13 protein-coding genes are annotated in these 12,790 nt (G+C 41.9%); 2 read left to right on the top strand and 11 right to left on the bottom strand.

From position 1 onward, the window contains the following. Positions 1-15 precede the first annotated feature (15 nt). The 8 genes from D3873_RS02615 to D3873_RS02580 all read right to left on the bottom strand — a co-directional run bounded on the left by D3873_RS02615 (position 16) and on the right by D3873_RS02580 (position 7,183). Complete coding sequence (locus D3873_RS02615) at positions 16-627, bottom strand: thymidine kinase (protein ID WP_119882560.1); 612 nt, start codon at positions 625-627, stop codon at positions 16-18. Positions 628-1,042: 415 nt separating this feature from the next. After that, a complete protein-coding gene (gene rpmE / locus D3873_RS02610; protein ID WP_119882559.1) occupies positions 1,043-1,258 on the bottom strand; it encodes a 50S ribosomal protein L31 in 216 nt (71 codons plus the stop codon). Positions 1,259-1,447: 189 nt separating this feature from the next. After that, positions 1,448-2,731: a transcription termination factor Rho gene (rho, locus tag D3873_RS02605; protein WP_119882558.1), complete on the bottom strand. Its 1,284-nt coding sequence runs from the start codon at positions 2,729-2,731 to the stop codon at positions 1,448-1,450. 73 nt (positions 2,732-2,804) lie between these two features. Next, positions 2,805-3,773, bottom strand: a complete 969-nt coding sequence (glpX, locus tag D3873_RS02600) for a class II fructose-bisphosphatase (RefSeq protein WP_119882557.1) — start codon at positions 3,771-3,773, stop codon at positions 2,805-2,807. Between the two features lie 5 nt (positions 3,774-3,778). Further along, on the bottom strand, positions 3,779-5,071 hold the full coding sequence (locus tag D3873_RS02595) for a UDP-N-acetylglucosamine 1-carboxyvinyltransferase (protein ID WP_119882556.1): 1,293 nt from the start codon (positions 5,069-5,071) through the stop codon (positions 3,779-3,781). A gap of 32 nt (positions 5,072-5,103) precedes the next feature. Further along, entirely contained in the window at positions 5,104-5,754 is a 651-nt protein-coding gene (fsa, locus tag D3873_RS02590; RefSeq protein WP_119882555.1) for a fructose-6-phosphate aldolase, read from the bottom strand. Between the two features lie 79 nt (positions 5,755-5,833). Continuing rightward, positions 5,834-6,691 (bottom strand): class II fructose-bisphosphate aldolase, encoded by an 858-nt coding sequence (locus D3873_RS02585; RefSeq protein ID WP_119882554.1) that lies wholly within the window; start codon positions 6,689-6,691, stop codon positions 5,834-5,836. A 132-nt stretch (positions 6,692-6,823) separates the two neighbouring features. Next, positions 6,824-7,183, bottom strand: coding sequence for a response regulator (locus tag D3873_RS02580; RefSeq protein WP_119882553.1), 360 nt, complete (start codon positions 7,181-7,183; stop codon positions 6,824-6,826). 125 nt (positions 7,184-7,308) lie between these two features. On the opposite strand from D3873_RS02580, the gene D3873_RS02575 reads away from it, so the two are divergent. Further along, a complete protein-coding gene (locus D3873_RS02575; RefSeq protein ID WP_119882552.1) occupies positions 7,309-7,812 on the top strand; it encodes a DUF2529 family protein in 504 nt (167 codons plus the stop codon). A 333-nt stretch (positions 7,813-8,145) separates the two neighbouring features. On the opposite strand, the gene D3873_RS02565 is transcribed toward D3873_RS02575, so the two are convergent. The 3 genes from D3873_RS02565 to D3873_RS13325 all read right to left on the bottom strand — a co-directional run bounded on the left by D3873_RS02565 (position 8,146) and on the right by D3873_RS13325 (position 10,746). Next, entirely contained in the window at positions 8,146-9,741 is a 1,596-nt protein-coding gene (locus D3873_RS02565; protein ID WP_119882550.1) for a CTP synthase, read from the bottom strand. 225 nt (positions 9,742-9,966) lie between these two features. Continuing rightward, positions 9,967-10,515 carry a DNA-directed RNA polymerase subunit delta gene (gene rpoE / locus D3873_RS02560; protein ID WP_119882549.1) on the bottom strand — a complete coding sequence of 183 codons (549 nt, stop codon included), beginning with the start codon at positions 10,513-10,515 and terminating at the stop codon, positions 9,967-9,969. A gap of 72 nt (positions 10,516-10,587) precedes the next feature. Then, entirely contained in the window at positions 10,588-10,746 is a 159-nt protein-coding gene (locus tag D3873_RS13325) for a hypothetical protein (RefSeq protein WP_162920117.1), read from the bottom strand. Positions 10,747-10,947: 201 nt separating this feature from the next. Between D3873_RS13325 and D3873_RS02555 the strand changes: the two genes are divergently transcribed. Continuing rightward, on the top strand, positions 10,948-12,483 hold the full coding sequence (locus D3873_RS02555; RefSeq protein ID WP_119882548.1) for a hypothetical protein: 1,536 nt from the start codon (positions 10,948-10,950) through the stop codon (positions 12,481-12,483). The last annotated feature ends 307 nt before the right edge of the window (positions 12,484-12,790 follow it).

The raw sequence follows: 12,790 nt of genomic DNA, 5'->3' as shown, positions 1-12,790 counted from the left end.
ATCACCTTTTCATTTTTAGTTTTCAATTTCAAGTGCCGCTTGGTGCGTGACACCGGACGGAACTTCGTGGTGGTGGCGACATCTTGGCTCGTACGCTTCTGTCGCACCGATTAAAATAATTGGATCTTCGTATCCGGCAGGTTGGCCGTTAATGAGGCGCTGCGTTCTGCTGGCAGGTGAGCCACAAACTTGGCACACTGCTTGTAATTTTGTGACTTGTTCTGCCATTGCCATCATTGTTGGCATTGGTCCGAACGGTTCTCCTCGGAAGTCTTGATCTAGACCTGCCACAATCACTCGGTAGCCATGATCTGCAAGACGTTTGACTACTTGTGTAATTTCTTCATCAAAAAACTGTGCTTCATCAACTGCAATCACGTCATACTCGTCTGTTACAAAGTCAAAAATGTCTTTGGAACGCGAGATCGAGTACGCAATCACTTTATTTCCATTATGAGAAACCACTTCTTCTTCGCTATATCGATTATCTATTTTTGGTTTAAATACGGCAATTTTTTGCTTCGCAAATTGTGCGCGGCGCACACGGCGAATTAACTCTTCTGATTTTCCGGAGAACATGCTCCCACAAATGACTTCTAACCAGCCCGATTGTGTCATCACATACACGTACGACACTCCTTTCAACTCTCTACGTTCTATCATATCGAATTTCGGACGAGATTTCTTCTTTTTTTGCGAATAAAATCAAGAAGGAAAATTCGGAAAGATTTGATTTTAGAGCGGATGATTTTCGGCAGCCGAAAATCTTCTTAGATTGGAAGAAGTGCTTTTGAGAGGATACTTTTTTTGAAATTGTAGCGTTATTCTACGCAACGTGAAGTAATTCTACCTATTGCTGAGTTATCTTACGCATCGCAAAGTTATCTTACACATCGAAGAGTTATTCTACGTATCTCAAAGTTATCTTACGAAACGCAATCTTATCTTACGCAACCATCATCCCATATGTAATTCTCAGAACCTTTTCTCCTCAAAAAAAATACCAGTAGGCATAAAGCCCACTGGTACCAGAGGAAAGAGACTACTCTCTTCCTTCTTCTTTAAGACCGTATTTTTTGTTGAAGCGATCCACACGACCATCCGCTGATGCGAATTTCTGACGTCCTGTGTAGAATGGGTGACATTCATTACAAAACTCGACTTTAATGTCTTCTTTTACAGAACCAGTTTTGAATGAGTTACCACATGAACATGTTACTGTTGCTTCTTTGTAGTCTGGATGAATTCCTTGTTTCATCTCAATTCTCCTCTCGCCCTGAACCATCTGGAACAGAGTTGTAATATGAAACTGCCACCTTACGCAACCCGAATGTCAGTTGCATATGTAACAGGATTGGTTAAATTACCGACTTTCAGTATATCACGCATTGCCACATCTTTTCAAGTAGTCTGTTTGAATTAAAAAGAACCACTCAATCATTACACACTAAATAAGTCCTTTGCCGTTACGATGCGCTTTCATGTCTGCATTTAACTGTTCAAAGAAGTCTTCGTTCGACTTGGATTGGCGCAATTTTTTCATGAAACGTTCCGTGAAATCGTGCGAATCCGAGAATGTTTTGCGAATAGCCCATAGTTTGTCGAGTTGTTCAGCCGGAATGAGAAGTTCTTCTTTTCTCGTTCCAGATCGACGGATATCGAGTGCTGGGAAGATTCGACGTTCTGCTAAGCTGCGGTCTAAGTGAAGTTCTAAGTTCCCTGTTCCTTTGAACTCTTCGTAAATCACTTCATCCATACGAGATCCTGTATCGACTAATGCCGTTGCAAGAATAGTTAAGCTTCCGCCTTCTTCGATATTACGAGCTGCCCCAAAGAATCGCTTCGGACGGTGGAATGCGGCAGGATCAATACCACCTGATAGCGTACGTCCGCTCGGTGGTATAACTAAGTTATATGCACGCGCAAGACGTGTAATGGAGTCCATTAAAATAATGACGTCCCGTTTGTGCTCGACTAAACGCATCGCACGTTCTAACACTAATTCTGCGACTTTAACATGATTTTCTGGCACTTCATCAAACGTCGAACTGACGACATCCGCTTGAACAGAACGCTCAATATCCGTTACTTCCTCGGGGCGTTCATCGATTAATAGGACAATCAATTCCGCTTCAGGATGGTTCGTTGTAATGGAGTTTGCGATTTCTTTTAATAAAAGCGTTTTCCCTGCTTTTGGTGGAGCAACAATCAATCCACGTTGCCCAAATCCAACAGGTGCAACTAAGTCCATAATACGAGTGGAAAGCTTGTTAGGTGTCGTTTCGAGCTTAATATGACGATCTGGATAGAGTGGTGTTAATGCGGGAAAATGTACTCGTTCTTTTGCAGAATCCGGGTCTTCCCCGTTTACTGCTTCTACTTGTAACAAACCGTAATAGCGTTCGTTTTCTTTTGGTGGACGAACTTTCCCCGTTACTTTGTCCCCGTTTCGAAGGTCAAATCGGCGAATTTGAGAGGCTGAAATGTAGATGTCCTCCGAGCTAGGAGAGTAGTTGATTGGACGTAAAAATCCGAACCCTTCTGACTGGATGATCTCTAGCACGCCTTCCATGAAGAAGAACCCTTCCCGTTCTGCGCGTGTTTTCAGAATCGTTAAAATCAATTCTTTTTTTGTTAATTTACTATAATAGGAAATTTTCAGTTCTTTTGCGAGTGCATAAAGCTCTTTCAGCGTCATGCTTTCAAGCTCTGCAATTGTAAGTGGTTTCATGAATTTTCTCCGCTCTTTGGATGATTATAAAAGAAGATGCCTGACAAACTCGCCAGGCACATATTCTACGTGGTTAGTCGTGCATAACTAGGTGAGGTTTTTTCTTTAAGCTGTGACGCCCTTCTACAAATCGGACAGTTCCAGATTTCGCACGCATGACTAATGAGTGAGACTCAGCATATGTACCTTTAAACTGCACACCGCGAAGCAATTCGCCGTCTGTTACGCCTGTTGCAGCGAAAATTGCGTCGTCGCCTTTTACTAAGTGTTCCATGCGGAATACTTGTGACACGTTTAGACCCATTTTTGTACAGCGTTCTAATTCAGCTTCGTTTTGAGGAACTAATTTCCCTTGTATTTCTCCGCCAAGACATTTTAATCCAACAGCTGCAATTACACCTTCTGGTGCGCCGCCCATGCCGAATAAAATATCTACACCTGTTTCATCGAATGCCGTATTAATTGCACCCGCAACGTCACCGTCGTTGATTAATTTAATACGAGCACCTGATGCACGGATTTCATCGATGATTTTTTGATGACGAGGTCGATTTAAAATCGTTGCAACAACGTCTTCAATGTCTTTATTTTTCGCTTTCGCAACAGCGCGTAAATTGTCTGTTACACTCGCGTTAATATCCACTTTCCCAACTGATTCTGGACCAACTGCTAGCTTGTTCATATACATGTCTGGTGCATGAAGAAGGTTTCCTCTGTCTGCAATTGCAAGTACTGCAAGTGCATTCCAGCCACCAGCAGCCACAATGTTTGTGCCTTCTAATGGGTCCACAGCCACGTCCACTGTAGGACCGCCGTTCCCTAAACCAAGCTCTTCTCCGATATACAACATGGGTGCTTCGTCCATTTCACCTTCACCAATTACCACCACACCTTGCATCGGAATTGTATCAAACACTCGACGCATTGCGGACGTTGCTGCATCGTCCGCTTCATTTTTCAATCCTCGTCCCATCCATCTTGCAGAAGCAATTGCTGCCGCTTCCGTTACACGAACTAATTCCATCGATAAACTACGTTCCATTTCTCTTAGTTCCTCCCGTCTTCTGTCGCACCAACTGTCTCGACTTCTAGCGTTTCTTTTCGAATATCTGCACCAAGACCACGTAACTTCTCAATGATGTTGCTATAGCCACGCTCAATATGATAAATGTCGTGAATTTCTGTTTCTCCTTCGGCAATCAAACCTGCAAGAACAAGCGCAGCTCCTGCACGTAAATCAGATGCTCGAACGGATGCTGATTGTAACGACACTGGTCCGTTAATAATCGCTGTACGTCCTTCTACACGCGCACTTGCATTCATACGTTTCAACTCGTCGATATGCTTAAAACGAGCAGAGTAAATCGTGTCAGTAATAACAGAAGAACCTGTCGCTTGCGTCATTAACACCGAGAACGGTTGCTGTAAATCAGTCGCAAAACCAGGGTAAACAAGCGTTTTTACATCTACCGCTGACAAATTCGCCGTTTTTGGAATGAAGACACTCTCTTCGTCTTCCTCTACCTTCACGCCCATTTCACGAAGTTTAGCTGTGACTGCTTCCATATGGAACGGAATCACGTTATCCACTGTTATTCCGTCACCAGCAAGTGCAGCCATAATCATAAACGTACCCGCTTCAATGCGATCAGGAATAATTGTATGGTTCGTTCCATGTAACTCTTCCACACCATCAATTCGAATCACGTTGGTACCAGCACCTTTAATCCTCGCACCCATGTTGGAAAGTAGTGTAGCCACGTCAATAATTTCAGGCTCTTTTGCCGCATTTTCAATAATGGTCTGTCCTTTTGCCAGGACAGCAGCAAGCATAATATTAATCGTCGCACCGACACTCACGACATCCAAATAGATTTTCGCTCCGCGAAGCTCATCTGCACGCAAGTAAATCGCTCCGTGCTCATTTGTCACTTTCGCACCAAGCGCTTCGAATCCTTTAATATGCTGATCGATTGGACGTGGACCTAAGAAACAACCTCCAGGTAATCCAATGACTGCCTTTTTAAAACGACCAAGCATTGCACCCATTAAATAATAGGACGCACGTAATTTCTTCACATTACCGTTTGGTAGTGGCATTCCTTGCATTTCCGTTGGTTCGATGGCCATTTTGCCATTTTCAAATGAAACCGTCCCACCAATTTCTTCGAGCAACTCCTTTAACGTCCAGACGTCCAGAATTTCTGGTAAGCCATCAATCGTCACGGGAGAATTCGCTAAAATAGATGCAGGAATTAACGCAACCGCACTATTTTTAGCACCACTAACTTTGATCGTCCCTTTTAATGGTTGTTGTCCTCGTATTTTAAATACTTCCATTTCATTCACCTACATTCATTTCAAAAGTTACGTTATTTTGCTTCCGTTCGCTTATTCCAATCCGCTAAAAATGCTTCAATTCCTTTATCCGTTAATGGATGTTTAAACAATTGGCGAAGCACATTAATCGGCATTGTTCCAATGTGAGCACCGTTAAGTGCAGCGTCCGTCACGTGTTGAGGGTGGCGAATAGATGCCGCAATAATTTGTGTATCCAGACCGTGTATGTCAAAAATTTCCGAAATTGTGGCGATTAAATCCATACCATTATGGCCAATATCATCTAAACGACCTAAAAATGGAGACACATAAGTTGCACCAGCTCGCGCGGCAAGAAGTGCTTGGTTTGCACTAAAAATAAGGGTGACATTTGTTTTAATACCTTCTTTTGCAAATGTCGAACATGCCGTTAATCCATCTGGAGTCATTGGAAGCTTCACCGTAATATTAGGTGCAATCGCTGCAAGCTCGCGACCTTCACGAATCATGCCTTCTGCGTCTAATGCAATCACTTCGGCACTAACAGAACCATCTACAAGTGCCGTGATTTCTTTTAAACGATCATGAAACGAAATATTTTCTTTCGCGACTAGAGACGGATTCGTTGTAACGCCATCAATTAAGCCCCATGCATGTGCTTCTTTAATTTCATCAAAATTTGCTGTATCAATAAAAAATTTCATCGTCAGTTTACTCCTTCTGTAAATGGAAAATAGGAGAAGGCAATCAGACGCACCTTCTCCTTATTATGTGCATTATCTTTTATGCTTTACCTGAACTTCCGAAATCACGCATTTTTCCTTGAACCGTTGCTTTAATTGCATCACGCGCAGGAATTAAATACTTGCGTGGATCGTACACATTCTCGTCTTTTGCTAAAAATTCGCGAATTGCTTTTGTTGCAGCAATTTGGTTTTCTGTATTGACATTAATTTTTGCCGTTCCAAGAGAAATCGCACGTTGAACGTCTTTCACTGGAATTCCTGTTCCGCCATGTAAAACAAGTGGCATATTCGTACGGTTCGAAATATCTTCCATTTCCGCAAAGCCTAAATTTGGCTCTCCTTTGTAAGGACCGTGAACAGAACCTAACGCTGGAGCTAAACAGTCGATGCCTGTTTCATTTACCAATTGCACACACTCTTCAGCATCTGCATAAATAACGCCATCTGCAATTACGTCATCCTCTTGTCCACCAACTGTACCAAGCTCCGCTTCCACCGAAACGCCGCGTGCATGTGCATATTCCACCACTTGCTTCGTTGTTTCAATGTTCTCGTCTAACGGATGATGAGAAGCATCGATCATAACAGATGTGAAACCAGCGTCAATAGCCGCTTTACATTTTTCGAAACTAGAACCGTGGTCTAAGTGAATCGCCACAGGAACACTAATGTTATAATCTGCCATTAGCCCTTTCACCATGTGAACAACTGTCGTAAAACCACCCATATATTTTGCTGCGCCTTCTGAAACCCCTAAAATCACAGGAGATTTTTCTTCTTCCGCTGCTTGTAAAATCGCTTGTGTAAACTCTAGATTATTAATATTAAATTGGCCAATTGCATAGCCTTCTTCTTTCCCTTTTATCATCATGTCTTTCATTGAAACTAATGCCATTTAAATTGCCTCCAATTCATCATGTGGGAGTTAAATTGCCTTCTTTATACCAACTTATCATAACAAAAACAGGCAATGTATGCCACTGCCTGTCACTTTGTCATGCAAACGTCATGAAGTTGAAATTTTTTCTCATTTGAGAACCAATTCATTCACCGCATCTCGAACTTCATAAATATCAAATGGCTTCGTGAAATATTTCGCCGCGCCAATGCTCAGTGCTTCCTGTATTAAATCCAATTCGCCGTATGCCGTCATCATTAACACGGGCAAATCAGGCGACTGTTGGACTAATCGCTTTAAAATTTGAATCCCATCCATTCCAGGGATTTTCATATCGAGTAGAACGCCGTCGATCTTTTGTTCGGAAGCAATTTGAAATGCCTCTTGACCATTCGAAGCTAAAAACGTCTCATACCCTTCTCGCTTGAACACTTCATTGAGCAAAAGCCGAATCCCTTGCTGATCATCCACGATAAGCAATTTCTTCATCTCTAACCTTCTCCCTTAAAACTTTAGAATCGCTATAAAAGTATTATTCCACATATTAGTTTCCATTTCCTGCTAAATTCCAAAAAAACTTTCAATCTATTATACTAAACGAGAGGTGAACACACATGAAAATACTCACAACACAACTTACAGCGGTCTTCAACCGAATTTCCGCACAAGAAGAACAAATCGAAACAACCGCGCGCATACTAGCCCAAGCAACGATCGGCCAAGGCACCATCTATATCGCTGCCTTCGATAGCCTGCAATCCGTCGTAACGCACGCACTATTAGGCCCGGAGCCTTTTTTGGGAATAAAACCTTGGACACCAGACGCGGAAATAAACTCCGCCGATCGCGTCTGGATCCTTGCCGAAAAAAGCGCGGACACTGTTGCGAATGATCTCGCGAACCACCTTCGCTCAAACTTCCAACCTTTTGCTGTATTAGTCGGCGACAAGGGAAACGGAGTACTAGTCGAAAGCGCGGACGCTTGCATTGCACTCGGAATCGAAAAAGGCATTCTACCTAACGACCTTGGCGAACGCGTCATACAACCACTTTCACTTGCCGCACTATATGCATATGAAGCCGTCAAATTCGAACACGACGACATGGTACAAGGGTAAAAAATGAGGAAGGATTTTGCGCACGTAAAATCCTATCCTTCTAGAAAAGCACTAGCAATCTTTGGCTGAAGTTCAGGACACTTTTCGTCAATATTGGGACACTTTCTCGAAACATTGGGACACTTTCTCGAAACATTAGGACACTTTTCGTCGACATTGAGACACTTTCTCGAAACATTGGGACACTTTCTCGAAACATTGGGACACTTTCTCGAAACATTAGGACACTCTGTCCGAAACCCGAAGCGGAAGGATTTTGCGCACGCAAAATCCCACCCAATGGAATGCCGTAAGAAAACCCGCACTCATCTAGTGAGTGCGGGTTTCGTCATTCTATTCTTCCACTGTTGCGCGAATGAATTCGCGGAATAGCGGCTGTGGACGTGTTGGACGTGACACAAATTCTGGGTGGAATTGAGATGCCACAAAGAATTTGTTTTCGGGTAATTCAATGATTTCGATTAAGCGACCGTCTGGGCTTGTTCCGGAGAACACAAAGCCCGACGCTTCGAATTGTTCCCGGTATTCGTTATTAAACTCATAACGATGACGGTGACGCTCGTACACTAATTCGGAACCGTACGCTTCGTGTGCTTTGGTTCCAGGAACGATTTTACACGGTTGAAGGCCTAAACGAAGCGTACCGCCTAAGTCTTCAACATCTTTTTGTTCTGGCAATAAATCGATAATTGGATGCGGTGTTGCAGGATCTAACTCGGATGAATGTGCACCGTCTAATTCTAAAATGTGACGGGCGAAATCGACTGTCGCTAATTGCATACCTAAACAAATTCCTAAGAACGGTACGTTGTTTTCGCGTGCATAAGATGTTGCAGCAATTTTTCCTTCTACTCCGCGGTCGCCAAAGCCACCAGGAACGAGAACGCCATCCACATCTGATAAGATGTCTTTTACATTTTCAAATGTCACGTGCTCTGCATTGATCCATTTCACTTCGATATCTGCGTCAAATACGAAACCTGCGTGTTTTAACGCCTCAACAACAGAAATATACGCATCTTGAAGCTCCACGTATTTCCCCACTAATCCGATGCGCACTTTTTTCGATAAGTTTTTCACGCGCTGGACTAAATCTGTCCATTCCGTCATATCTGGTTGTGGAGCTGTTAATCCTAAGTGCTTCAGAACGATGTCGTCCATATGTTGTTCTTGTAGCATTAATGGTACTTCGTATAACGTTTCTGCATCACGCGCTTCGATTACTTCATCCGCTTTAATATCACAGAATAACGCAATTTTATCTTTCATTTCTTGCGGAACAGGATGCTCTGTACGAACAACGATAATGTTCGGTTGAATCCCTAAACTACGCAATTCTTTGACACTATGTTGTGTTGGTTTCGTTTTTAATTCTCCAGCAGCTTTGATGTAAGGAATAAGCGTACAGTGGATGTACATCACATTTTCCGCACCGAAATCGCCTTTCATTTGACGAATCGTTTCTAAGAATGGAAGGGATTCAATATCCCCAACCGTTCCACCGATTTCCGTGATGACGATATCGGCATTATTTTCTTTCCCAGAACGGACTAAACGTTCTTTAATTTCGTTTGTAATATGTGGAATGACTTGTACAGTTCCACCCAAATAGTCGCCACGGCGCTCTTTTTGAAGGACAGTGGAGTACACTTTTCCGGTTGTCACATTGGACAATTTGCTGACGTTAATGTCAATGAAACGCTCATAGTGGCCTAAGTCTAAATCCGCTTCTGCACCGTCGTCTGTTACAAATACTTCCCCGTGTTGATACGGACTCATTGTTCCTGGGTCGACGTTGATGTATGGATCAAATTTTTGAATCGCGATATTTAGTCCGCGATTTTTTAATAGCCTACCTAGAGATGCTGCTGTAATTCCTTTTCCAAGTGAGGAGACAACTCCTCCAGTGACGAAAATATACTTTGTCATGTTTTGTCCTCCGGTTCCATTTAAGATTGTATTGGGTGATGATCGTGCATTTTTTCTTCATGAAAGCATGTCGTGGAATCGCACATGCCGCATTTCATTGGAAAAATAAAAAATGCCCCCTCCTGCGCAGTTGCAGGGGGAGCATAGTAAGTTTGCATGCAATGTCTCCCTTTTTTAGGGAGCCCAAGTAAAAGAATACTCGGGTTGCATGATTTCGTCAAGCGATTATTCTTCGTCTTCTTCCTCGTCATCTTCGACAATTTCTAACTCATCGTCCGCTTCGAGCAGTTCATCTGCATCGACCACTTCGATTTCTTCTGTTTCGTCTTCTTCTTCATCCGCAGGATCTAAATCGAAGTCTTCTTCTTCGTCGTCATCTAGATCTTCCACAAACTCATCAAAGTCTTCGTCGAAACCAATTTCGTCGTCATCTGAATCGTCTTCCAAGTCATCATCAGCAACGACTTTCGCTTTTTTCTTGCGAACTTTTACAGTTGGAGCTGTTTCTTCTTCGATTTGGTCTACTGGGTACCACTCACGTAAGCCCCAACGATTTCCTTCGATTGCAAGGAAACGACCATCGACGTTCATATCTGTATAAAATTGAAGCATGCGGTCTTTAATCTCTTGATCCGTCATTTCATTCACTTTTTGAATTTCTTTGCTCAATTCTTGCAACGTTAATGTTTGTTTACCATTTTCTAAAATCGCAAACGCGACATCGATAAATGATTCTTCTCTTAATTGTTCAATACTCATTCCACGAATATCCAAGTCTTGCACGTCCTTTCATCTTACGTTGGCATACTGACCATTATATACAACTATCTCTCCATTATGCCAGTGTCATTTGCTATTTTTTGCTTGTCTCATTTTCATCACACTAAAGAAAAACAGGTAAATAGCCAGAATTAGGAGTGGAACTGCTCCTACTTGCTTATTATACAGAAAATAAGTTGCGACTAAACATGCACCAATCACAAGAATATGTATCCATATTTTCACGGAGTGCGCCTCCTTCAAATGTCCTTCTTATTATACGATTTCGCCATTTAAAATGCTATATCTACTATACCCACTAAAGTACTTCCATCCTATGTTGTTTCACAACGAGTCCTGGATATCTATTTCAGTCGAAAAATTGGGTAGATACAATGTGGGAAGAAATGGCATAATGGATGGATGGAATAGATTGGAGTTTTTTGAATGAAGAACAAATTTACTGTAGTTACTGTCATTATTTTCTTACTCGTCGTCTCTTTTCAATATGGGATCATGCTGCGGGAACAACATAAGCTACCATCCGATGAGTGGAGCAGAACGTTACCAATAGAAGGTTTTCAAGATACATATTCTCGCCTCACAACTGTCCCAGTAAATGAAGGTTATTTTTTAACGCTCCATACGTTTGACAAGGTAGACTTTGCGAAATGTACGGTCGATATGGAATGTGTAAAAGAAGGTTCCATAAATGATTTAAATGCCTACAAAAATGTTTGGGCAGATGGTACAGATACATATTTCATTCGTGATAGCACCCTTATATATCGTGACTCTGCAAACAAAGAGGATGTCATCTCAAAAGATGTTCTCGATTTTTCGAAAACAAAAGAGACGCTTGCCTATTGGTTAAATGACCAACATACCTTGCATGTGGAGAGTAAATCTCTTTCACACACCTATACAATTGAAGGGGACATTTTTGATGTGAATTTAGACAATGACGATCTCTTTGTCGTCACAAAAGATATTTATAAAAATACAATGGGCATTTCGCTTGTACAACAAAACGAAGTGAAGGAACTCTTTTCATTCAGAATAAATGCGGGCGATATGATTCAAAGCGTATCCATCTTCCCGAAAAATGCAACAGATTATACGTTAATGGTTGGGTCAGCCAAAAATTCAGGCGGGGCCACAGTTCAATCTGTACGAACGTTGACATTTAATCTAACAGAACCTTCTACTCCAACGTTAACGTTAGTGAAGCTTGTCGATGTACAAACAGGACGAGAGGTCGATTTCCCTCGATATCCAACGGTTCACGATGTAAAAGGTCAAAAGAAATTCCTGTTTACAGCCGACACGTATTTAGAAGACGGTTCCGAAGCGAACACAGTGTTTATCGCAGATTTTAATCCAGAGGAAATGACCGCAACGCCTATCTCTAAACCTGGCGAATTGTATAGCCGTCCAAGCATGGTAGATGACACGACTGTCCTATACTTTGAAAAAAAGTATAGCGAAAATACATTAGTCTACGCATCGTCTGATCAACAAGTTCGACAATCAACGGTTAACGGAATTCCTGGAGACTATCTCGAAGCATTCTTTTCGATGGGCTTTTATATATTTAAAGGACTAGTACTTGTACTATTATCCTTCCTATGGATATTACCTGCTTATGCAGTTAGCTACGGCGTCATGCTATTGTTACAAAAACGACAAGAAGGCGTCTCCATGCATTTTACGTATGCTTCGCATATTGTCATGTTAGTTGTCGTGCAAGTCATTCTATTTGTGACCTTGTTTAACTCGGATCGAATTGTGGCGCGCATCCCGTATCTAACCGAGGACTGGCAACTTAGTCTAATTCTTTTACTTACAGGCATTTTAAGTATTTCACCAATGCTAATCACCCGGAAAAAAGTAACAGAAGACAACTTGATGCGCATGGTTTTACACGTTACCTTACTCAATTTAGCTATATTAATGGTGATTGTTGGATCCTATTTTGTTTAATATGCCGAACGAGATAAAAAGAACGCTCATCACTACTGATGAAGCGTTCTTTTTTACTTTGATCGTCTGATGATGACAATTACGATTAAGACAATGACGAGAAGAAAAAATCCTTTTGCCATGTTTGTTCCCCCCTTACCATAAGGTATGTTTAACAATGAACGTAAAGCATCAAATGTCGCATCGGAAAATTAATATAAATGATTTTATCATACTATAACACACCTTCTATCAGCGCAAAACGCTATTTTATCGGCGCAGAATGCCGTTCTATAAGCGCGGATCCTCTTTCTATAAGCGCAATTTC

It is taken from the genome of Paenisporosarcina cavernae, from assembly GCF_003595195.1.
In the GTDB taxonomy this organism is placed as follows: Bacteria; Bacillota; Bacilli; order Bacillales_A; family Planococcaceae; genus Paenisporosarcina; species Paenisporosarcina cavernae.
The sequence above is the reverse complement of the archived record's forward strand: the minus strand, read 5'-3'. Positions and strand labels throughout refer to the sequence as shown.

Bases quoted from the DNA above. Each gene is read 5' to 3' on its own strand.
- D3873_RS02575 (WP_119882552.1), top strand. From the start codon at position 7,309: ATGAAAATACTCACAACACAACTTACAGCGGTCTTCAACCGAATTTCC.
- glpX (WP_119882557.1), bottom strand. From the start codon at position 3,773: ATGGAACGTAGTTTATCGATGGAATTAGTTCGTGTAACGGAAGCGGCA.
- rho (WP_119882558.1), bottom strand. From the start codon at position 2,731: ATGAAACCACTTACAATTGCAGAGCTTGAAAGCATGACGCTGAAAGAG.
- rpmE (WP_119882559.1), bottom strand. From the start codon at position 1,258: ATGAAACAAGGAATTCATCCAGACTACAAAGAAGCAACAGTAACATGT.
- D3873_RS02580 (WP_119882553.1), bottom strand. From the start codon at position 7,183: ATGAAGAAATTGCTTATCGTGGATGATCAGCAAGGGATTCGGCTTTTG.
- D3873_RS02565 (WP_119882550.1), bottom strand. From the start codon at position 9,741: ATGACAAAGTATATTTTCGTCACTGGAGGAGTTGTCTCCTCACTTGGA.
- D3873_RS02585 (WP_119882554.1), bottom strand. From the start codon at position 6,691: ATGGCATTAGTTTCAATGAAAGACATGATGATAAAAGGGAAAGAAGAA.
- fsa (WP_119882555.1), bottom strand. From the start codon at position 5,754: ATGAAATTTTTTATTGATACAGCAAATTTTGATGAAATTAAAGAAGCA.
- D3873_RS02595 (WP_119882556.1), bottom strand. From the start codon at position 5,071: ATGGAAGTATTTAAAATACGAGGACAACAACCATTAAAAGGGACGATC.
- D3873_RS02555 (WP_119882548.1), top strand. From the start codon at position 10,948: ATGAAGAACAAATTTACTGTAGTTACTGTCATTATTTTCTTACTCGTC.